We start from the raw sequence: 20,214 nt of genomic DNA on the forward strand, positions 1-20,214 counted from the left end.
GTATCTCCAGTCAATTCGACACTTCCTCGGGTCGGAAGGTGCTAGTGGTTGCCGAAGAGTTCGGCGTTGGTCTTCAAGGAAATGGCCGCACCATCCTGGCGGGCGGAGTCGGCCGTGGCCATGACGAGCTGCAGGCTCTGGATGTTGTCGGTGACGTCCGTCTCAGCCTTTTGCCCTGTTTCGATGGCTTCGCGGAATGCGGCGAGGGTCCCCAGGCGTTCCTCGACCGGCAACGGGTCCAGGTCGACGTGCATCACGCCGGAGCGTTCCACCGCTCCGGCGAGGAAAACGGTGTCGAACAGTGAGGCGAAGTTTATGGTGACTTCGTTGTTCTTCCAGGTGATGGCGCCCTTGCTGCCTTGGATTTCCCAGTCGCCGTCCCAGCTGGTTTGCGGGCCGTAGGAGCTCCATGAACCGGTGTATACGACGCGGGCACCGTTGCGGCAGTCGAATTGCACCACCGCGGAGGCGTTGCCCTTGAACCTGGAAGTGCCAGTGTTCCACGAGCGCGCCCGGACAGTGGTGGGTTCAATACCGACGATGCCACGGAGCTGGTCAAGGTGGTGGATCATGGCGTCGACGATGAGGGGTTCGTCCATTTCGAGCCGGAACCCTTCGAATGGCGGGTTCTTCTTGTAGTCGACGAAGACGTGCTCGAGGTCTCCGATGACCCCTTCGCGGATGAGGCGCTGAACGGTGCGCGCGGCGCGCTTGAAACGGTAGTTCTGCGACACCATAGCCTGTTTGCCGGACTTTTCTGCCGCTTCGATGATGCGGATGCCGTCTTCAAGGTTGTGGGCGAGGGGCTTCTCTATCAGTGTGTGCACGCCGGCCTCAAGGGCCGGGATGGCCACGGCTGCATGGTATTCGGGCGGAACGATGACCAGGACAGCGTCGAACGTTTCCTTGTGCTTCAGCGCTTCCTGGATAGTGCCGTAAGCGGGGATTCCGTACTGTTCACCTGCGGCCCGTACGGCCTCGGGGTTGACGTCGACAACGCCGGCCAGCTCCCAGGTTTTGCTTTGGTGAATAACGTTCAGCCATGAAGCGCCCCACGCGCCGAGGCCTACCTGGATGATTTTCATTGCTGCACTCCTTCTAGTTCTTTCACATATGGGACGTCGGCCCACTCGCCGCCCTTGCTGGATTCGATGATGCTTTCGGTGAGGACGGCTGACCTGAGGCCGTCCCGGAAGGTGGGCAGGCCCTCGCGGATGTCTCCATGGATTGCGGCGTAGGTGTCGGCGACAAATGCATTGAAAGCATCCTGATAACCCTGCGGATGCCCTGCAGGCAGGACACTGAGCCGTGCCGCTTCGGGGCTGAGCGCGTCCGGGTCGCGGACAAGCAACTGGGAACCGGCCCGTTTCCCAAGCCACAACGTCTCCGGGGCTTCCTGGTCGAACTGAACGGTGCTCTCCGCACCCGAAATCTCGATCATCAGGCGGTTCTTCCGTCCAGGCGCAACCTGGCTGACCAGGAGGTTTCCCACCGTGCCGCCCTCAGTGGTGAAGACAGCCGCAACCAGGTCCTCGGTCTGGACGTCCCTATTGTTTGCCCGGCCGGAGAATACTGTGCGGCTCAAGGCCCCGACCCGTGATATCCGTTCACCGCTGACGAATTCGAGGAGGTCGCACAAGTGGGACCCGATGTCGGCGAACGCCCGTGAGGGGCCGCCAAGACCGGCGTCGACCCGCCAGTTATCGTCCTCCCGGCTCAGAAGCCAATCCTGAAGATAGGAACCCTGAATGGTGAAGATTTGTCCCGTCTGGCCGGATGCAATGCGTTCCCGGGCTTCCCGGACCATCGGGTGGAACCGGTAGACGAAGGGAACGGTTGCAACCATTCCGGCCGTATCAGCCAGCTCCACGAGTTCGGCGGCATCCTGCAGGTTGGTCGCCAGGGGCTTCTCACAGACAACGTGCTTGCCTGCTTTGAGCGCGGCCTCGGCCAGCGCGTGATGCGTTGAGTTCGGGGTGCAGACGTGGATGACGTCGATCGTGTCGTCCCGGAGGAGGTCCTGGACGGATGCGTATGCCTGTCCGACGCCCAAGCGGTCTTTGGCACGGGCGGCACTGGCAGGATTCGAGGATGCGATGGCGGCGATTTCCGCCCCTGAAGCACGAGCGGCCCTGCTGTGCACCTCAGCCATGAACCCGGCACCGACGAACCCGGCCCGCAATGGGGAGGAGGTTGTCGTGGTTCTGTTGTTTTCCATGGCCAAAACAGTGGCATGCAGCACTTGGCTTTAGTCAGGGCATCAGCAAAAGTCTGCACCTTTTGACGCTTAGGGAGTTGGAATGCGCGGCAAAGTTGCACTTTTTGATGCTGCGGGTATCGATGAGTGGACGGACACAAGCGGGCGGCTTGACACTGGGTGAGAAGCGGCCCCTCTCGGGGTCCTGTGAGCCTGTTGTCACGGCCTCAGCCTCACCGTCCACATCATCGAGCCCCGAAACGGAGAAACATGGACAACGGCGGTCCCGGCGAACTTTTACATATCCTTCGGGACGGACGTCCACGAACCAGGGCAGAGCTGGCCGGCGTAACCGGCTTGGGCAGGGCTGCCATCAGTTCCCGCCTGGAGCCGCTCCTAAAACTCGGACTGGTTGTTCCCGTATCCGATGCCCCTTCCACCGGAGGCCGTCCCTCGGCGCGACTAGCTTTCAATCCGGGGGCAAAGTTTGCCGCTGCCGCTGATGTCGGCGCCACACACGCCACTGTTGCACTCACCGACCTGTCGGGAAGGGTGCTGGTGGAAGCCACCGAACAACTTGAGATTTCATGCGGGCCGGAAGCTGTTCTGGATTGGCTAATGATGACGCTGAAGGGCCATTTGCACGTGATGGAGTGTTCAACAGCGGATATCATCGCTGTCGGTATCGGGCTGCCCGGTCCCGTTGAACACTCAACCGGAAAGCCGACCAGCCCGCCGATAATGCCGGGATGGGATGGATTCGATGTCCCCGCCTACGTGCGGCAGACCTTTGACGTTCCCGTCCTCGTCGATAACGATGTCAATCTCATGGCCCTCGGCGAACGGGCCGCGCGCTGGCCTAATGAGGACAACATGATCTTCCTTAAGGTCGCCACCGGTATCGGCTCCGGGGTAGTAAGTGGGGGAATGTTGCAGCGAGGTGCGGCAGGGGTCGCTGGAGACGTCGGCCATATCGCCGTTTCCAGGGGTGCAGGAATTCTCTGTCGCTGCGGCAAGAGTGGCTGCCTGGAGGCCATTGCAGGCACCCCGGCCATCGCCGCGCAGCTCCGCGGGAACGGACTCGAGGCAATCACCGGAAATGACGTCGTCTCGCTCGTTCGTTCCGGCGATATGGCTGCTATTCAAGCCGTCAGACAGGCCGGACGCGACATCGGGGAAATGCTCAACATGTGCGTGAGCTTCATCAACCCGGCGCTAATTGTGGTGGGCGGATCGCTGTCGCAGTCCGGAGAACATCTGATCGCTGGAATACGTGAAACGGTCTATGCACGCTCCACACCATTGGCGACCCAGCACCTGAATATCACCCAGTCTGAAACCGGGCCGGAAGCTGGAGTGATTGGGGCAAGCATCTTGGCCGTCGAATATGCCCTCGCCCCTCACCGGGTCAATGACCTCGCGAACACGCTGCATTTCGCCGGACATGACGATACCCACGATCTGCAGAAAGTGGTGTAAAACGGCGGGCTGGGTCCTTCTGTGAGCACCGCCATATCAAGAGGTGGAGGCGGGTAAAATGGTCCTGACAGCTGAAGTCTTTTCCGGCCGGTCTTATGAGCCGCCACAATGTCGTGGCAATTCTGAAGGCCGCCGTAAAGATCAGGGGGTCCAGGAGGATGGCATGCCTCAGTCTGATAACGAGAACAGCGGCCGTCTGCGACTCTATAAAGTGCCGGAGGGGCTCAGCCCTGAACAGAGATTCGAGCACTGGCGAGTGTGGTACGGCAGTGCCGTCGAAACCCCCATGCGATTGGAAAAGTCGGCACCTAGGACTTCGGTGTCCTTTAATCCTTCAGCCATTAATCTTGCCGGTCCGGGCTTCAGCCTCATAGAAATACACAACGCCCCTGCGCGGGGCTTATGGATGCCTAATCCCGACAGCACCGATCTACGCTTGGCCTACTTCCGCAAAGCGCCCGGCCTGATGCTCGCTCACAACGGCGTGCCTGAGCCAGTATCACCGGGCTCCGTGAGATTCATAGATACCTCGCTTGGTGGAAGTTTTGATGCCCCCGAAGGCTTTCACGCCTTGCAGGTCAACATCGACCGCAGCAGCCTGAATGTGAGCGAGGCTGCGCTGCGCTCCCTGCTTGGCCTTCCTGACCTTGCAAAACATCCAATTGTGGGCGCTTTCGTGATCCCTGCGCTGATGAGCTGGAAACGGCCAGGCATCGACCGCGAAACATCGGGAACCGCGGAAATCCTCCGTTCCGTGATGGCAACCCTTGTCGGTTCCCTGCTCGAAACGCTGGTGGACGATGAGGCCCAAAGACCCGCACTAAGCCGGGCTATAAAGAAATACCTGGATGCGAGCTATGACAACCCCGATCTGGACGTGACCATGGTCGCCGAAAGGTTCAACCTCTCCCGTCGCTCTTTGTTCTATTTTTTCGAGAATGAAGAACTCCGCTTGGGGGAGCGCATACGAGCCTTGAGAACGCGGAAAGCGCTCGAGCTCCTCCTTCAGGCTGATGACAAAAGGATCACCTACGCAGAAATTGCGGCATCCTCCGGATTCACCAATGTGCAAGGCATGCGACGTGCGGTGAAGGAGTTTACCGGGATGAATGTACGGGAGATCCATCGATCCGAGACCGTCGTTCATGGCGCGCTGCAACAACTGCGGGAGTCACTGAATCCTGGCGCTTGACCAAGCAAACTGACTGCCCGGTGACATGCCCAATTGGGACAAGAAGAATGGGATCGCATGAGCAACAAAGGCCGCGTACAACACCTCATCGAGGAGCATCAAAGAACGGTCGGATTCTGTCAGCTCGCCGTGCTCTCGGACTGGCGTACCCAGGGACCGCCGCTGCCGTCCGGGCAAGGAACAGCAGCAGCGGCCTCGTTGTAAGGGGCGGTGGAAGTCCTTAACCGTTGATGACTTGCGGTACGCCGAGTGCCTTGAGGCCTTCGACGCCGAATTCGAGGCCATAGCCGGACTGTTTGGCGCCGCCGAAGGGGATGCGAGGGTCCACGGCGCCGTGCCTGTTGATCCAGACGGTGCCGGCCTCAAGCCGGCCGGCGACTTCCCTTGCAGTGGTGAGGTCGGAGGACCAGACCGAGGCGCCCAGTCCGACGTCGAGTCCGTTGGCTTTGTCCACGGCTTCGTCGATGGTGCTGTATTTGATGATGGGCAGTGCGGGGCCGAACTGTTCCTCGGCAACGAGTGGGTTGTCGTTGTCGATGTCCGCGACCAGGGTGGTGGGGTAGAAGTAGCCGGGCTGGCTGGTGTCGGGGTTTCCGCCAAGCAGCACGCGTGCCCCGGAGTCCTTCGCTGCCTGCACGAGGTCGGCGACGATGTCGTACTGGGACTGGTTTTGGAGGGGGCCCAGAACGTTGTTCTCGTCCAGGCCGTTGCCCATCGGCATTGCGGCAGCCACGGCGGTGAGTTCTTCGCAGACGGCGTCGTAAATGTCTTCGTGGACGTACAGGCGCTTCAGAGCCGCGCAGGTCTGGCCGGTGTTGATGAAAGCGCCCCAGAAGAGGTCCTGGGCGATGGCTTTGGGGTCCGCGTCGGGCAGGACGATGCCTGCGTCGTTTCCGCCAAGTTCCAGGGTGAGGCGCTTGACGGTGTCAGCGGAGGATTTGATGATGGCCTTGCCGGCTGCGGTGGAGCCGGTGAACATGATCTTTCCGATGGCGGGGTGGTTGGTCAGGCGTGCGCCGACTTCGCGGCCGCAGGAGACTACTGACAGCAAACCTTCGGGCAGCTCTTCGTTGATGACCTTGATTAAGGCCAGGACGCTCAGCGGGGTGTTGCCCGAGGGCTTGACCACAGCCGCGTTACCCATCCGCAGGGCGGGGGCGATCTGCCAGACGGTGATCATCATGGGCCAGTTCCAGGGGCCGATGGCACCGACAACGCCGATGGGCTTGTAGTGCAGCTCCGCCCGGGTCTCTCCGTCATCAACAATCATTTCGGGCGCCAACCGAATAGTGGCCGCGGCGCGCAGCCATGCTGCGCAGGCACCTACCTCGAATCGTGCATTCGGCCCGTTCAACGGCTTGCCCTGTTCCCGGGAGAGGATGTGCGCGAGCTCTTCGGCGGAGCGTTCGACGGCGTCGGCCGCCTTGAGGAGCGCGGCGGACCGGGCGTCGTGGCCCGACGCAGCCCACGCCGGCTGGGCAGCCCGCGCGCCGGCAACTGCCTGCTCAAGGTACTCCAGGTCATGAACGGGCGCCTCACCCACCATCTCACCGGTAGCAGGGTCAAGGATGATGCGGGTCTTACCAGAGAATGCGGTGACCTCGTCAAGCAATGATTCGTACGTTTTCATTCTTTACTCCTCTTCGAGTACGGGGACTAATGCTTCTGAAAGTCCTGCGGGTATTCAGTGGTGTTCAGGACGCTGAGCCGGGAGTTGAAGGGCAGGATGACGGGTTCTCCCGCGGGATCGTCCCAGCCGAACATCCGGCCGATGGAGCGCTGCTCGCGCAGGTCCACCAGCAGCACGGCTTCGACGCACATCACCTTTTCGGTCCAGAAAAAGATGAAGAGGTCGTCTGCCACTTCCCAGGTCATGCAACGGTCAGTATCGGCCAGCCCTGCCTCGCCGCCGCGGACGCAGTTCCAAGTGAACGTGCCCGCGTTGAGGTAGATGTGTTCGTACGTTTCGACGTCGCTGTAGCGGTAGTAGATGCGCTTTCCGACCAGTGCCGTGGAGCGCTCGTGCCTTACGGCGGAAGCCCCGGTGTTGGCCTGGCTGAAATCGGTGGTGCTCCGCGTCCTGCCGTCCACGGTGACGAACCGGGAAACACCGGTTGTTGTGGCCCCCGTGTTGCGGTCCGCGATGATGGTGACGTTTTCTGCGGCCGGACCTTCGCCTCGGATGAAGTCGATGATGAAAATGCCGGGCCGGGCTTCGATCGCCTTGTAGCTGGCGGTTCCGCTGGTGCCGACCTCGCCGCGCCTTACGGTCCATGCGAGGGAGGATTCATCGTCGAAAACGTACCCGGCCTCGAAACCGTCCTCGTCCGAGAGGCTCAAAGCCGTGCCGGCCAGGGCGGGGGAGGCGGGCAGGGTCTGGTCGCCGAAGCCTTCCAGCATTGCCGAGACGGGGGGCCACTGATCTTCGGGGATGTAGTCCTGGATGTCAGCTGAAGTCATGTCCTGATTCCTTGTTCTTTTGATGCTGGTTGGTACTGGTCTGATGGTGGTGTGCCGGGTCAGCCGATGACGGCGGCGAAATTGATGGACGGCTTTTGTGCGCCGCGGGCGATCCCGGCCACGAAGAAGAGCGGGATGCCGAGCAGGAGCCACCGGGCCACCCCGCCTGCGCCGCCGAGCAGGGCGTCGTAGTTGTCCAGGGTCAGGTAGCCAATAACGATGAAGGCCAGGAAGGACAGGGACGGTGCGATCACGGTGACCCAGAGGTTGTCCCGCATGCGGTTTTTGGCGAAGAACACGACGATCGCCGCTGATGTCACCAACAGGATGGTGATGAACCCCGCAGTGCCCAGGGCGACGAACCAAGCGAACACCGTTGTGATCGGGTCCGCACCTGCCAGCAGGAAGATGCTGATGATGGCCAGGACAACGAGGCCGTTCACGAGCCCTGCGAAGTGCGGAGCTCCCGTCCTTGACACGGTCGACAGCTTGGCTGGCAGGGCTCCGGCACGGCCGAGGGAAAACAGGTAACGGGAGAACATGTTGGCCAGGCCCAGGAGCATCGCCAGGAAACTGGTGACAACGAGGATCTGCATGGTCAGGTTCAGCCAATACCCTGCGCTGGATTCAGCGAGATCGAAGACCATTCCTGCGGGATTTTCGGTGGCGACGGTTTGGATGTTGTCGATGCCGATGGCTCCACTGATGGCCCAGGTTGAGATGGTGTAGAAGATGCCGATGAAGGCGATGACAAAGTAAGCGGCCCGGGGGATGGTGCGCCGGGGGTTCTTTGCCTCCTCGGCGAAAACCACGGTTGCTTCGAAGCTGGTGAAGCAAGCGAAGGCAAACAGCAGGGAAATGCCCAGGCCCGGACCGAAGACACTGGACCCCGTAAAGCCTTCAAAGGTGAAGATCCCCAGCCCCTTCTGGGCAACGAGTGACACCACGAGGGCCGCTACCGCGAAGGCTTCACCAAGGATGAGGACTCCCAGCACCTTCAGGCTCGCGTCGACGCCCCGCATGGTCAGGCCCGTCACCACAGCGAGCAATGCCACGATCCAGAAGTAAACCGGCAGGCTAATGCCCGTGAGGCCTTCAATCAGCAACTGCGCAAAGTCGCCGAACTGGGACCACAGCCCAACTTGAAGGCTGAGGTAGGTCAGGATGGCGATCCCGGCCCCGCCAGTTGCCCACTTGTTGCCCAGTCCCTTGGCCATGTAAGCGACAAAGCCGCCCGCGTTGGTGATGTGCTGGCTCATCCGCAGGTAACCGACGGAGAAGAGAGCAACCAGCAGCGCCGCAATCACGTATATGACCGGTGTTCCGGGGCCGCTGGCCGAAAACAGTACCGGGCTGGCCCCCACCACTGCGGCCATGGGGGCGGCTGCGGCAATGGCAAAAAACGCGATTGCTATGACGCCGAGTTTGTTGGGCCTCAACCTCGGGGAGGTCGAGGCAGGTGGTGGATCCTCTTGCAGCGGGCGTGTAGAGATTCCGACTGGTTCTTGGGTCATCCGATTGGCTCTTTCAAGAAAGTGCACGGCGCAGGGCCTATATGCAGAAGTGTTGGAAGGTCCCTTGCTGGCTCGCGACGGTGCGTTCCACGGGAAAGGAAATCTGCTCGAGCTGGCTGAACTTATTGCGTGATATCAGCCACAACCGAAACTATACGTTTGTTTAGTTCTGGCTGTCAATGCTTTTTCTTGGCCGCGCCACGAGGGCTAGACTCGGTGCATGAACGAGCCGTCAACCCGCTTGCCTTATGGAGACGGGCGCGATGCCTTGCTGTCCGCAGTGATCGAGGTGGTCGGAGAAAAGGGTCTGCGTGGGGTTACGTACCGTGCCGTTGCGTCCCGGGCAGGAGTGAACCACACCCTTGTAACGCACCATTTCGGTTCCATCGAGGGTCTTCTGGCCGCCACCATGGAGTGGGCCATCCAGCGGTCCATTGAGGAGACGGGCCTGGAAAAGATCGCGGACTTTGACGAGAACTTCGCCGATTCTCTCCTCGCAACGGTGTCGCGGGAACCGGAGCTGCAACTCTTCCAGTTCGAGATGCTTCTCGAATCCCGGCGCAATCCCGAGGTGCGCGCCCTGGTGGAGCGCCTTTACGCGAACTACATGAGCACCGTTGAAGATGCGCTGCGGCAACGGGGCCTCAACGTCGACGACGGGGCCTCCTTGGCCATCTTTGCCGCCCTTGACGGCCTCATGCTGCAGTTCCTGACGATCAGCGATCCCGAGAAGATCAGGGCGGCCGTCATCCAGGTTGGCAAGCTCGTGAAAACTCTCGAGGGCGCCAGCGAAAGCCCCAACGGCAGCAGCCCCCTCCCGGTTCGATAAGCAGGGGTTTTTCTGAGCCGGTCTTAAAGATGTACCGGACAGTGCTCGATGCCGAACGGGTGGCGGCTATGTCACCCCTGCACCCTGCGCCAGAACTTGGGCGCCGCCTTTTCCACAACCCCCAGGGAGTACCGGCGGCGCTTTGACGCGCGGCTGAGGCCGTGACACTCATCGTGGGGCACTCGGCTTCACAGGCTTTTTGGTTGTTGTGGTCCATTCCGCGGCCATCCATAATGTGGCTGTGGGGATGTCGCTGCTTTTCGGCGTGGTGACTGCCAGTGCTTTGGTGCTGGGGGCCTTCGCGGGCGTGCGTTTTGAACTGCCGAAGCGCGTCCTGGCCATGGTGTTGTCCTTCGCGGCCGGCGCCCTGATCACTGCCCTGACTTTCGAGTTGTTCGAGGATGCCTACGAACGCGGCGGAGCGTGGCGCGCCGGGATTGGCCTGTTCGTTGGTGCCGTGGTCTTCACGGCGTTAAGCGCGCTGCTCGACCGGTGGGCCCAGGCTGGATCGAAGCCGGTTCCCGCGGATGAATACCGGGGCAGTCCCAAGCTCGACACGGACGCAGCCGCCGAGGGGCATGCCCCGTCCGCGGCGTCCACCCGCGGTACGGCGGGCCTGGCTTTGCTGGCTGCCGCCACCCTGGATGGGGTGCCGGAGAATCTCGCTCTTGGCGTTTCGCTGGGAGAGGGGACCGGCGGTCTGGCGCTGCTGGCCGCGATCTTCGTCTCCAATCTGCCCGAGGCCCTTGTGGGGGCAGCATCGATGCGCAGCCAGGGGATGTCCACGGCCGCCATCATCAGGCTCTGGGGCGTGTGCTCAGTGGTACTCATCCTTGCCGTAGTGCTCGGTGCCGGCCCGCTCTCCGGCAGCAGTCCTGAGACGATTTCGTTGCCGCTGGCTTTCGCGGCTGGAGCGGTGATCGCCGCCCTCGCGGACACCATAATGCCTGAAGCGTTTGAACACGGGGGACCGGCAGTGGCATTGAGCACGGCGGCCGGGTTCGTAGCCTCATTCCTGTTGTCCCTGGCGTAGGGGCTGCTGCCGACTCAGTATGCGGACGGTGGACGGGCCTATTAGCAACGCCCCGGATCCGGGCTGAGGCCAGCCGTCCGTTCCCGCTTCCTGGTGTGAGCACCCCCGACGCCGCGCCATGTACTAAGCGCGCTCTGATGGGAGCCCCCAGTGCTGGAACTCTTGAACCGCTCGCCGACAATCGCCCGTGTCCGGGGCGGTTAGTAGAGCGGCATCACGTCCCCCGCGACCACACCGCGTTGGATTTCCAATAGTCCGTTCACGTCGATTTCGCGTAGTACGCCCTTTGTGGCCTGATCGGTGGTTTTCACGAGGATCGCCGCCGAATTAATCCCTTCGCTGAGGGTGCGGGAGGCCGGTTGTTCAAGGGGCCAGGCTATGAGTCCCTGGTCATCGAGTGAAAGGCCCAAAGCCGTACGGTGCCAGACGGCTGCGTCGATAATTCCCCGGTTGAGGGCTGACGGGACTTGCGCGTAACTGACTTCTACGTACTTGTGATCCGGGAACTCGGCTTTGGTAAGGATGGTGTGATCGACTGACATCCGGTCGACGCCTATGCGTATGTCCTCGCCGACTTCCTGGCGTGATGCGCGGGCCATTACCAGCACAGACTCTGCCGCGTAGTAACTGCCTGGCGGGAGGACCGTTTGCATGGATATGTCCTCGTGCTTTGCTGTCCAGCGTTCGGCCGCTCCCAGGGACATGACAGCGATATGGGCCAGACCGTTTTGCAGTGCGGTAATGCGCTGTTCGGAGCCGTGCCCGTAGAGGAATGTAGAGGGGATGCCCAAGCGGTCCAGTTCGGACCGCAGTCCGGTGGCGAGACCTTGAAATTCCCAGCTGTTGGGCAGTGGAAGCAGCACTGAAAGGGTGGGTAACCCCGCGATACGCCATAGCTCACCGCTGCGCCGGCTGATGAGGAAGGTTCCTTGCCGCGGCTTCGGATCGAGGGTTACCCACCCGTTCTGTTGCATGTCCTGAAGTGCCTTTTGCACCGTTCCGGCTCCGACTCCAATGCTGGAGCGGAACTTGTCGACGTTTGGCAGCCGGGACCCGATATCAGTTGTGAGGATCGTCAGGGCAACACCAGCCATCGCCCGCTGCTGGGGCGTTTCTGCCACACGGGCCGGCGATGATGCACTTGGCACTGGCCTGACGGTCGCGTCCATGGACCCTCACATTACCCGACCTGGGCTACCTTCTTCGAGCGGCCAAAGATGGCCATCAGAGCCGCCCCAAGGATGCACACGGCACCGCTGAGGGTGAAGGTTGTTGCCCAGGAACCGGTGTTGTCGATGATCGCGCCGACGATGGCCGGCGCAGCTATGCCCGCCAGATTGGCAATCGCGTGGACGAAACCCATCACACCACCGACGCGGCGGCCGGGAACGATATCGGCGACGATGGCAAAGTACTGCGCACCTGTCAGGTAAAGCACGAAGACCACCGCGGCCATGAGTGTTACGGCAACGACTGTAGTAGTTGCCAGCCCGATCAGGGCAAACATCACCGCGGTGACGGTCAGCCCAACCACGATCATCAGTGCCCGGGCGGCGGCCGGCTTTCCGGTTTTGCTGGCAATCCGGTCTGTGATGAGTCCGCCCACAACGAAGCCAACCACACCGAAAACCCAAGGAATGGTGCCTGCTATGGCCAGTTCCTTAAGGTTCACGCCACGTTCCTGCGTGAGGTAGACCGGGAACCAGGTCAGGAAGGTGTACAGGACCCAGGCATAGCCAAAGAATGCGATCGCGGTGGACCAGATGATGGGCATCTTGAAGTAATGTCGCAACGGAGGCGGTTCTTCACTTTCGGACGCCGGTTCCGCCGCTGAATCAATACGCTCACGCTGCTCCTCGACGTCGTGGGCGCGCGCCCACGGGTGAATATCCGGGCGGTCCCGAACCACCGCGAACCAGCCGATAGTGCACAGACCACCAATGGCGCCGAGCACAATAAAGGACAGCCGCCAGTCCCCGATACTCAGCAGCCACACCACCAGCGGGGTGCCCACCACCCCGCCCAGGGGCGTTGCCCCCTGAACGATGCCCATGGCCGTTCCCATCTGCCGCTGCGGGAACCAGTTGTGCATTGTCTTGGTCGACACCGAACCCTGCGGTCCCTCTCCGAATCCGAAGAGAACACGGATGACCAGCAGGCTGATGAAGCCTGTACCGGCAGCCGTCAGTGCCGTAAACAGGGACCACCAAGCGACGGCTACGCCCATGATCGACCGCGGCCCGTAGCGGTCCGAGAGCCACCCGCCAAGGAAGGCGCAGGGAACGTAGCCGAAGAAGAACGCGCTGGCAATCAGGCCGAACTGGGCCTTGCTCAGTCCGAGCTCTTCCAGCATCTGCGGTCCCGCTACGCCGAGCGCTGCCCGGTCGGCGTAGTTAAGGACCAACAGGAGCGCGGTCATGCCGAGAATGACCCAGCGCAACCGGAACCCTCCCTGACGGGCGGGGGTTTCATTGGCTCCTGCATGGAACCGCTTTCGTACATCTCGTATAGGGGACATTGGTTTCACCTCTCTGTGATTTCCCTTACAAACAAAATACAGTATTCTGTAGATATTGCCAGACCCGAACAGGAGAAAGATCAATGAGCAGTCCCGCACATGCAAAAGTTGAAGCCCCGGAACGCAGCGAGCGGTTCCTGACGCGCCTGCAAAGCTCAGCCCCGTCGGTAGCTGTAACCACCGGAGCCAACGATCGTCTGGCCCGGTCCCGGGACCGTTGGCCTGAGGCCGCTAAGTGGTCGGACAACGACCAGGAGCGGCATCTGCCGGCCGCGGTCGTCGCTCCCGCCAGCGTGGAGGACGTGGCGAAAGTACTCCAAATAGCGCACGACGAGGGTATTTCCGTTGTCCCTTTCGGTGCCGGTTCAGGAGTTGTCGGTGGAGTCGTCAACGATGGACTCTTCATTTCGCTGGACCTTGGCAGCCTGAACGAGGCCCCCGTGTTCGACGATGAACGCGGGGAAGTTACAGCGGGAGCAGGCATGCTGGCAGCTGATTTGGAGGCTGCCCTCAATGCCCGCGGCAGGCGCATCCCGCACTACCCGCAGTCCCTTGCGCTGGCCAGCGTCGGCGGACTGGTCGCGACAAAGTCGTCCGGGACTTTCAGCAGCAAGTACGGAAACATCGAAGACCTGCTGGTGGCGCTGGAAGTTGTACTGGCTGACGGCACCATTGTCAGGACCCACGCCGTTCCCCGATCTTCCACAGGGCCCGGGATTGCCCAGCTTTTCGTCGGCAGTGAGGGAACTCTTGGCGTCATCACCTCCGTCACTTTGCGCACCTTTCCTCTTGCCCGGGCCAGCCGGTTCCGGGGCGTAGCGTTCGACGAACTTGCCGACGGACTGGCGACGGTGCGTGGCGTGCTGGATGCCGGTGTGACCCCGGCGGTGATCCGGCTTTATGACGGCGACGAGGCGGCACATATTTACGAGCGTGCCGGAATCGACGGTGAAGGCCGCGCGCTGCTCATTCTCGGCCATGACGGGCACGAGGCCGTCACGGCCACAGAAGAAGCCGTCGCTCTCAGCGTGGCAGCCGATCACCGCGGAACCGACCTTGGTACGGGACCCGGCGAGACGTGGGAACGCACCCGCTTTGACGCCAGCTGGCTCGATCGTGGCAACGCGGGAGAAACAAATATTGCTGACGCCATCGAGGTCTCTGCGGGCTGGCCAGAACTGGCAGGACTCCATAGCAGGGTTTTGACAGCCATGGCCCCCTACGTGGACAAGGCCTACGCTCACTATTCGCACTTCTACCCCAACGGTGGAGCGGTCTACTTCATCTTCTTCACCAGCGGCAAGGACCGCGAGGAAGTACTTGAGCGGTATCGGCAGGCATGGAATGCTGCCCTCCAGGCCGTCGTCGCGACCGGCGGATCGGTCAGCCATCACCATGGTGTGGGCGAGGCCAGGAAAGACTGGATGTCCCAGGAACACGGAACGGCCCTGCAGGTCCTCGAAAAAATCAAGGACGCACTGGATCCGGCCGGAGTACTGTCTCCGGGAAAGCTGGGAATTGCGGCACGAGTGAACGGACAGAACAATGACTGATAACGCCCCTGTAGCTCTGACCATTGGTGATCCAGCCGGGATCGGTCCCGAGCTAAGCCTCCGCATCGCCTCAGAGCCGGCTCATATGCCTTCCCGGCCGCTGCTGCTGATCGGGTCGTCCGAACTCCTGCGCCGCGTCGCCGATGCGGCCGGCCTGGACGTGGAAATCCGGGTGGTCACCGATCCCCTGGCTGCACGCTCTGATCCAGGCGTCGCCTACGTTCTGGACGTACCGATGGACTCGGCGGCGGTCGTGCCGGGCCAGGTGGCGGCAGCCTGTGGCCAGGCAGCGGTCGATGCCATTGAGGTGAGCGCCCGCCTGGCCCTGGAAGGCAAGGTCGCCGCTGTCTGTTCTGCACCTGCCAACAAAGAGGCGTTCAACGCAGCAGGCCACCACTTCGAGGGTCAGACCGAAATCTACGCCCACCTGACCAAGACGGAGGCATTTCATACCATCCTGGTCGGCGGGCCACTGAGGGTCAGCCTGGTCAGTGCCCACTGTTCCATGCTCGAAGCTGTAGCCCGTGTCCGGGCCGACCGCATTGAAAGGATCCTGGGCGAGCTCCACACAGCCATGCGGGATCATTTCGGCGTGGCCGAGCCTCGGATCGGCGTCGCCGGACTGAATCCTCATGCAGGGGAGAACGGGGTTTTTGGGACCGAGGAGATTGAACACGTCAAACCTGCCCTGGAAAAATGCCGTGCCGCGGGCATGAACCTCAGCGACCCGCTGGCCGCGGACAGCCTTTTCGCTGCAGCGGAAGCAGGGCGCTATGACGCAGTCCTCGCGATGTACCACGACCAAGGCACCATCCCCCTCAAGCGCTACGGATATGTCACCTACGCGGCCGGCCTGCCGATCATCCGCACAACGGCAGGGCACGGCACGGCTTTCGACATCGCATGGCAGGGCAAAGCCGATCCCTCCCTGCTGGCCCGGGCGGCCAACCTGGCAGGTGAACTCGCAGCGACGTCATCGGCGGCAGCGGCATGACCAGTACCAGCAGCCATATTGGCATCATCGCCGATGACCTGACGGGAGGAGCGGCCATCGGGGGCGAAATAGCCTGCCTAGGACACCCCGTCGACGTCGTAGGGCTAGGGCAAGCGCCAAGGCCCGGGCGTTCAATCGTGGTCGAAACAGGCACACGCTACAGCCCCCCTGACGTAGCGGTGGAGCGGCTCAAAAAAGCCGCGGAAATCCTTTCGCAAGCCGGGACATCTGTAACCATGAAAAAAATAGACAGCACCCTGAAGGGAAACGTAGCGATCGAACTCGCCGCGTTCGCCGCGAACTGCCGGGGCCGGCTCCTGATCGCCCCCGCCTGCCCCGAAGTGGGACTAACCCTGCGGGACGGACAGCAGTTCACCCCCCGAGGTCCGGGCAAGAACGTTCTTGAACTGCTGTCCTCCTCCCTTGACGGACCGCTTGCCACCCTCAAACTCGACACCGTCCGGCAGGGACGCCAGGCAGTCACCGACTGGCTGCAGGAAAACCCGGACGGGACAGTGGTCGCCGACGCTGAAACGGACGCTGATCTCGCCACCCTGGCCGCCGGTGCGGCAGAGGCAGGGATCGTCTCGTTTGGAGGCACCTACGGCCTTGGTGCAGCACTCGCCACCGCCTATCTGAGACGTGAAACAAGGACACGCTACAGTCCTCCAACCGTCCCCGGAATGCTCGTGGTGGCCGGCTCCGCCTCGGCCACCACAGCTGCGCAGCTTGCTCAACTGGTCGAAGCAGGGGCGGAAGAAATGGTCCTGGACATGCAAAGGATCCTCACTGGCGGTGAAGAGGAAGAAGCACAACGGGCAACGGCACTTATCCAGTCCTCCAGGGCAAAGCTCCTGGTCGTGCACACTGATGCACAGCGTACCGGCCAGGAGGTCACAGCCCACTGCCGCCGGGTTGGATGGAATGAACGGGACCTCGCCGATCGTCTGGCCATCCCCTTCGCCCAGGCGATGGACACCGCTGCTGGCTACGCCATCTACCTGATCGGTGGCGAAACCACCGGTGCGATTTTCGACAAGCTCGGGCTGAACTCCCTGACCATCGAAGGAGAATGCTCCCCGGCAGTACCCTTCGCAGTGACCATTCCACGGTCCAAATGGCCGCTCATCCTCACCAAACCAGGGGCCTTCGGAACAAAACACACCCTCGTCGAAACGGCAGAACTGATCCTAGGAAGTCGAGAATCGACCCTCCATACCGGCCAAGACAACCATCACCCAAGCATCCGCTAAGGAGCTCGAGCTTCCGCTACATGCATCCCGTCATCAGCCCGACAAGTGACCACAGGCCAGCGGCTCCTGAACGGCACCCACTCATCAACGCCCTGCGGGAGAGTTTCTACAAGAGCTTCAACCTTTCGTCACTCCAGACAGGCCCATCGCCATGGCAGGCGAGGATCGAGTTCTGGGTGCGCTCCTGCCGGGACGCGCTGGGCCGATATCCGGCAGCGATTCCCATCCTCATTGGCCGCATCGTGGACGACGTTCCGACGCTTGCCATCTGAAACCCTTGCAATGGTCCTGACAGAGGCTGGAATTCCAGGAAGCCAACAACTGGGGGTCATTTCGATGCTCGACGCCTAGGTTTGGGGCTCCGCCATCGCTGCCGGCTCACCGGGTCCGTTGTGGGCTGCAAGTGCCGACGGCCAGCCCTACCTCAACCACACCAGCAAGCGGCACCTCGGACAGGGTTGCTTCGGGCCTTGATATGGGAATTGCCGCCGCCATCGCCTACATCGAGCGCCTTACGGCAGCGCTTTAGGTACGAGGGGTTCAGGCTCAGCAAGGGCGCGTGGCCCCTCCTCTACGATCTGGGAGAACCGGCAGTTGTTCCCGAAAAACCCCAGCCAAAGTCCCAGCCCCCGGACGTAAACGTAAACTGACCCTCGGACCACGTTTTGTGGACACTGCGCCAGGTTGGAGCTGCGCATGCTCTGGAACTTGCTTGTTGAATACCTGCGGCCGCACCGGCTGCTGCTGATCGCCGTCGTGATTTTCCAGCTGGCGCAGGGGCATGTAAAGAGGCCGTCACCCCGGTCAGACCTCGAAATCAACGGCAGCATGGCTGCAGCATGAGAGGAAAAAATGACAACATTACCGAGGGAAGAGACCGCGAGGTTTGAACTTGTAGCTAACTCGCTGTACACGCCGGTGATCGGCGACATTCTTGACGGTCTGGGACGTACACATCAGTTTCTACCAGCTGCCGTGCAACCACTGCTTCCGTCGATGACCGTCGTCGGACGGGCAATGCCCGTCCTCATCGCCGATGTTTTCGACGCTGGCAGCAAACCCTTTGGAAAACTTACAGAAGCCCTCGACGCGTTGCAGCCGGGAGATGTATATCTTGCCCGTCGCGCCACCATTGATTGTGCAGCATGGGGAGAAATCATGACCGCGGCCGCACGGAAGAGGTGCGCAAACGGGGCAGTGATAGACGGATACCACAGGGATACGCCCAAGGTGCTGGAACAGAACTGGCCGGTCTTCAGCCGAGGCGCATACGCACAGGATGCTGGCGTTCGGGCCGCGGTCCTCGACCTCGGCGTGCCGGTAGAGATCCGTGGAGCACGCATCAACCCGGGGGATCTTATCGTGGGGGACCGCGACGGGGTCCTTGCCGTACCAGCCGAAATAGAAGACGAGGTCCTGGAGCTGGCGCTAAAGAAGGCAGACACCGAGAACCACGTCCGTAAGGCCATCGAAGATGGAATGACGACAACAGAAGCATTCGCTAGATACGGTGTTCTCTAGGGGGAGCGCCATCCATGGTCCTCGTTCTGCTTTGTAACCCCCCCGCACCCAGCGCTGCTGGATCGCGGCGGCGAAAGCCAGCAGCCGGTGTCGTTCGCAGGCGAAGGGGGTCCAAGGCATGACACCGCAGCTGTATCTACTGCGGAAGGGCGGCCACTACGTCTATCTCGACCAGGATGTCGTAGAGGTCCGACCCCACAGTCGTGCGCACGGGAAAAGGAGCTGGGAAGAATTCCAGGTATGCCTGGTTGTATTCGTCAAAGTCCCTCTTGAGGTGCTGAAGGTGCGTGGTGACTTTTACGACGTCGGCAAAAGTGGCACCTGCTTCCGTGAGGACTGCTTCAATATTTCGCAGCACCTGCCGGGTTTGTTCCGCCACGCCCTCGGGAACTTCGCCAGTGGTGGGGTCCTGAGGGCCGAAACCCGCGGTGTAAAGGAAGCCGTTGGCGACGATGCCTTGGCTGTATGGTCCAGCGGGTGCGGGCGCGTTGGGGATGGTAATAGCCTGCTTACTCATGGTTCTCCTTCTGGGGATTGTGAGTGGTTTATGAGATGGTGACGGCCGTGCGGACGGCCTCGGCGACCACCTCTGCTTCGCCGTCTTGAAGCAGGTCCGGCCCGATCCAGAATCCGTGCGCCGTGCCGTTGCGCAGGTCTGGATGGACTGCGATTCGCGGGGTTGCTGCTGTGAGTGCAGCCAGGACGCGGGCAGCCCGGGCGGTGTCTTCCATGCCGATGTAGAGACGGGGCACCGGCTGGCCCGCTTCGTTCAGGGCTTCAGGACGCAGCGAAACACCCTCGAGGTCGGCGAGTCCCTGATGCCATGCATCCACGGTCGTCAGCCATTGGCTATGGAGTGCACGGTGATCGAGGTTGACGAAACGTTCGACGGCGGCGAGGAGCCCCGCGATCTCTTCCTTCCCGGCCTTCATGGCCCGGGCCCAGCGTTGGAAGGGTGCTCCGTTTTGGCGGGCTGCTTCGATGATGTCGGCGTTTCCCACCATGAATCCGCTGGCTTGCGGGCCGCGTAGCGCCTTTCCCCCGGAAAATACCGCGACGTCCGCGCCCAACTCCTTGGTGAAGTGCCAAAGGTTCTCGACCGGGGGAAGCTGGGCGGCCGCATCGACGATCACAGGTATCCCTTTCTCCCGGGATATGCGTACAACTTCGGGCAGCGGCAGGGCGACCTGCGGGAGATGCGAGCCTGCCACGTATAAGACGGCGGCCGTGCGTTCCGTGATCGCCGACTCCAGTTCCCAGTCAAACGTCTGCTGGATATTGCCGATCTGCCGGATGGTGACGCCTGACATCGCTATCGCTGCGTCATAGGGAATGCGGTGCGCCGCGTGCATGATAACTTCGCTGGGAGCGAGGTCACGGCCGGGAAATTCGGTCAGGACCCGTGGGTCTCCCTTGCTGCGGATGCCCAGGAGCGCAAGGATAAGGGCCGCAGCACAGCCGGAGGTCACATAGGCGGCGTCATTGCGGGTGATTTCAGCCAAACGTTTCCCTGCTGCCAGGTGGAGTTCATGCATATCGACAAAAGCACCTGCCGCCTCCTTCATCGCGTCCAGCACCTCCTCGGGCATCAGAGACCCACCGAGGGCGGTAAAGGTAGTGGCGGCGTTGACGACGGGTTTCAGGCCCAATCCGGAATAGGAGTTCATGCTG

General features: G+C 61.8%; 19 protein-coding genes. 10 read left to right on the forward strand and 9 right to left on the reverse strand.

Annotated features, from left to right (window positions below; translation table 11 throughout):
• Window positions 1–41 precede the first annotated feature (41 nt).
• The gene (locus QF038_RS01515; protein ID WP_307608054.1) at window positions 42–1,085 is read right to left on the reverse strand and encodes a Gfo/Idh/MocA family protein; all 1,044 of its coding nucleotides are present in this window, start codon (window positions 1,083–1,085) and stop codon (window positions 42–44) included.
• Complete coding sequence (locus tag QF038_RS01520) at window positions 1,082–2,218, reverse strand: Gfo/Idh/MocA family protein (RefSeq protein ID WP_307608057.1); 1,137 nt, start codon at window positions 2,216–2,218, stop codon at window positions 1,082–1,084. Before QF038_RS01520 ends, QF038_RS01515 begins: the two co-directional genes overlap by 4 nt.
• Before the next feature lie 249 nt (window positions 2,219–2,467).
• On the opposite strand from QF038_RS01520, the gene QF038_RS01525 reads away from it, so the two are divergent.
• Window positions 2,468–3,676, forward strand: a complete 1,209-nt coding sequence (locus QF038_RS01525; protein WP_307608059.1) for an ROK family transcriptional regulator — start codon at window positions 2,468–2,470, stop codon at window positions 3,674–3,676.
• A gap of 58 nt (window positions 3,677–3,734) precedes the next feature.
• On the forward strand, window positions 3,735–4,868 hold the full coding sequence (locus tag QF038_RS01530) for a helix-turn-helix domain-containing protein (RefSeq protein ID WP_307608062.1): 1,134 nt from the start codon (window positions 3,735–3,737) through the stop codon (window positions 4,866–4,868).
• A 220-nt stretch (window positions 4,869–5,088) separates the two neighbouring features.
• Here the strand turns inward: QF038_RS01530 and QF038_RS01535 are convergent, their stop codons facing one another.
• The 3 genes from QF038_RS01535 to QF038_RS01545 are packed head-to-tail and all read right to left on the reverse strand — an operon-like array spanning window position 5,089 to window position 8,842.
• Entirely contained in the window at window positions 5,089–6,498 is a 1,410-nt protein-coding gene (locus tag QF038_RS01535; protein WP_307608064.1) for an aldehyde dehydrogenase family protein, read from the reverse strand.
• A gap of 26 nt (window positions 6,499–6,524) precedes the next feature.
• Entirely contained in the window at window positions 6,525–7,328 is an 804-nt protein-coding gene (locus tag QF038_RS01540) for a MoaF C-terminal domain-containing protein (protein ID WP_307608067.1), read from the reverse strand.
• Between the two features lie 59 nt (window positions 7,329–7,387).
• The gene (locus QF038_RS01545; RefSeq protein ID WP_307608069.1) at window positions 7,388–8,842 is read right to left on the reverse strand and encodes an APC family permease; all 1,455 of its coding nucleotides are present in this window, start codon (window positions 8,840–8,842) and stop codon (window positions 7,388–7,390) included.
• 220 nt (window positions 8,843–9,062) lie between these two features.
• Here QF038_RS01545 and QF038_RS01550 point away from each other — a divergent pair, with 220 nt between their 5' ends.
• Entirely contained in the window at window positions 9,063–9,671 is a 609-nt protein-coding gene (locus QF038_RS01550) for a TetR/AcrR family transcriptional regulator (protein ID WP_307608070.1), read from the forward strand.
• Window positions 9,672–9,912: 241 nt separating this feature from the next.
• On the forward strand, window positions 9,913–10,704 hold the full coding sequence (locus QF038_RS01555; RefSeq protein ID WP_307608071.1) for a ZIP family metal transporter: 792 nt from the start codon (window positions 9,913–9,915) through the stop codon (window positions 10,702–10,704).
• A gap of 200 nt (window positions 10,705–10,904) precedes the next feature.
• Here the strand turns inward: QF038_RS01555 and QF038_RS01560 are convergent, their stop codons facing one another.
• Together QF038_RS01560 and QF038_RS01565 are read right to left on the reverse strand one after the other, a co-directional pair.
• Window positions 10,905–11,873, reverse strand: coding sequence for a YhfZ family protein (locus QF038_RS01560; protein WP_307608072.1), 969 nt, complete (start codon window positions 11,871–11,873; stop codon window positions 10,905–10,907).
• Window positions 11,874–11,884: 11 nt separating this feature from the next.
• Window positions 11,885–13,222 (reverse strand): MFS transporter, encoded by a 1,338-nt coding sequence (locus tag QF038_RS01565; RefSeq protein ID WP_307608074.1) that lies wholly within the window; start codon window positions 13,220–13,222, stop codon window positions 11,885–11,887.
• Between the two features lie 83 nt (window positions 13,223–13,305).
• Here QF038_RS01565 and QF038_RS01570 point away from each other — a divergent pair, with 83 nt between their 5' ends.
• The 6 genes from QF038_RS01570 to QF038_RS01595 all read left to right on the forward strand — a co-directional run bounded on the left by QF038_RS01570 (window position 13,306) and on the right by QF038_RS01595 (window position 18,543).
• The gene (locus QF038_RS01570; protein ID WP_307608076.1) at window positions 13,306–14,775 is read left to right on the forward strand and encodes an FAD-binding oxidoreductase; all 1,470 of its coding nucleotides are present in this window, start codon (window positions 13,306–13,308) and stop codon (window positions 14,773–14,775) included.
• Entirely contained in the window at window positions 14,768–15,769 is a 1,002-nt protein-coding gene (gene pdxA, locus QF038_RS01575) for a 4-hydroxythreonine-4-phosphate dehydrogenase PdxA (protein ID WP_307608078.1), read from the forward strand. The genes QF038_RS01570 and pdxA overlap by 8 nt, the downstream gene beginning before the upstream one ends.
• Entirely contained in the window at window positions 15,766–17,022 is a 1,257-nt protein-coding gene (locus QF038_RS01580) for a four-carbon acid sugar kinase family protein (protein ID WP_307608080.1), read from the forward strand. Before pdxA ends, QF038_RS01580 begins: the two co-directional genes overlap by 4 nt.
• Before the next feature lie 20 nt (window positions 17,023–17,042).
• Complete coding sequence (locus QF038_RS01585) at window positions 17,043–17,294, forward strand: hypothetical protein (protein WP_307608082.1); 252 nt, start codon at window positions 17,043–17,045, stop codon at window positions 17,292–17,294.
• A gap of 424 nt (window positions 17,295–17,718) precedes the next feature.
• The gene (locus QF038_RS01590) at window positions 17,719–17,865 is read left to right on the forward strand and encodes a hypothetical protein (RefSeq protein ID WP_307608084.1); all 147 of its coding nucleotides are present in this window, start codon (window positions 17,719–17,721) and stop codon (window positions 17,863–17,865) included.
• 9 nt (window positions 17,866–17,874) lie between these two features.
• Complete coding sequence (locus QF038_RS01595) at window positions 17,875–18,543, forward strand: RraA family protein (protein ID WP_307608086.1); 669 nt, start codon at window positions 17,875–17,877, stop codon at window positions 18,541–18,543.
• A gap of 136 nt (window positions 18,544–18,679) precedes the next feature.
• Here QF038_RS01595 and QF038_RS01600 read toward each other — a convergent pair whose 3' ends face one another.
• Both QF038_RS01600 and QF038_RS01605 read right to left on the reverse strand, forming a co-directional pair.
• On the reverse strand, window positions 18,680–19,060 hold the full coding sequence (locus QF038_RS01600; RefSeq protein ID WP_307608088.1) for a RidA family protein: 381 nt from the start codon (window positions 19,058–19,060) through the stop codon (window positions 18,680–18,682).
• Between the two features lie 28 nt (window positions 19,061–19,088).
• The gene (locus tag QF038_RS01605) at window positions 19,089–20,210 is read right to left on the reverse strand and encodes an aminotransferase class V-fold PLP-dependent enzyme (protein WP_307608089.1); all 1,122 of its coding nucleotides are present in this window, start codon (window positions 20,208–20,210) and stop codon (window positions 19,089–19,091) included.
• Window positions 20,211–20,214 lie beyond the last annotated feature (4 nt).

The sequence above is a fragment of the Pseudarthrobacter sp. W1I19 genome (assembly GCF_030817835.1).
Lineage (GTDB): Bacteria > Actinomycetota > Actinomycetes > Actinomycetales > Micrococcaceae > Arthrobacter.

Bases quoted from the DNA above. Each gene is read 5' to 3' on its own strand.
- QF038_RS01515 (WP_307608054.1), bottom strand. From the start codon at position 1,085: ATGAAAATCATCCAGGTAGGCCTCGGCGCGTGGGGCGCTTCATGGCTG.
- QF038_RS01520 (WP_307608057.1), bottom strand. From the start codon at position 2,218: ATGGAAAACAACAGAACCACGACAACCTCCTCCCCATTGCGGGCCGGG.
- QF038_RS01525 (WP_307608059.1), top strand. From the start codon at position 2,468: ATGGACAACGGCGGTCCCGGCGAACTTTTACATATCCTTCGGGACGGA.
- QF038_RS01530 (WP_307608062.1), top strand. From the start codon at position 3,735: ATGGTCCTGACAGCTGAAGTCTTTTCCGGCCGGTCTTATGAGCCGCCA.
- QF038_RS01535 (WP_307608064.1), bottom strand. From the start codon at position 6,498: ATGAAAACGTACGAATCATTGCTTGACGAGGTCACCGCATTCTCTGGT.
- QF038_RS01540 (WP_307608067.1), bottom strand. From the start codon at position 7,328: ATGACTTCAGCTGACATCCAGGACTACATCCCCGAAGATCAGTGGCCC.
- QF038_RS01545 (WP_307608069.1), bottom strand. From the start codon at position 8,842: ATGACCCAAGAACCAGTCGGAATCTCTACACGCCCGCTGCAAGAGGAT.
- QF038_RS01550 (WP_307608070.1), top strand. From the start codon at position 9,063: ATGAACGAGCCGTCAACCCGCTTGCCTTATGGAGACGGGCGCGATGCC.
- QF038_RS01560 (WP_307608072.1), bottom strand. From the start codon at position 11,873: ATGGACGCGACCGTCAGGCCAGTGCCAAGTGCATCATCGCCGGCCCGT.
- QF038_RS01565 (WP_307608074.1), bottom strand. From the start codon at position 13,222: ATGTCCCCTATACGAGATGTACGAAAGCGGTTCCATGCAGGAGCCAAT.
- QF038_RS01570 (WP_307608076.1), top strand. From the start codon at position 13,306: ATGAGCAGTCCCGCACATGCAAAAGTTGAAGCCCCGGAACGCAGCGAG.
- pdxA (WP_307608078.1), top strand. From the start codon at position 14,768: ATGACTGATAACGCCCCTGTAGCTCTGACCATTGGTGATCCAGCCGGG.
- QF038_RS01580 (WP_307608080.1), top strand. From the start codon at position 15,766: ATGACCAGTACCAGCAGCCATATTGGCATCATCGCCGATGACCTGACG.
- QF038_RS01585 (WP_307608082.1), top strand. From the start codon at position 17,043: ATGCATCCCGTCATCAGCCCGACAAGTGACCACAGGCCAGCGGCTCCT.
- QF038_RS01590 (WP_307608084.1), top strand. From the start codon at position 17,719: ATGCTCTGGAACTTGCTTGTTGAATACCTGCGGCCGCACCGGCTGCTG.
- QF038_RS01595 (WP_307608086.1), top strand. From the start codon at position 17,875: ATGACAACATTACCGAGGGAAGAGACCGCGAGGTTTGAACTTGTAGCT.
- QF038_RS01600 (WP_307608088.1), bottom strand. From the start codon at position 19,060: ATGAGTAAGCAGGCTATTACCATCCCCAACGCGCCCGCACCCGCTGGA.
- QF038_RS01605 (WP_307608089.1), bottom strand. From the start codon at position 20,210: ATGAACTCCTATTCCGGATTGGGCCTGAAACCCGTCGTCAACGCCGCC.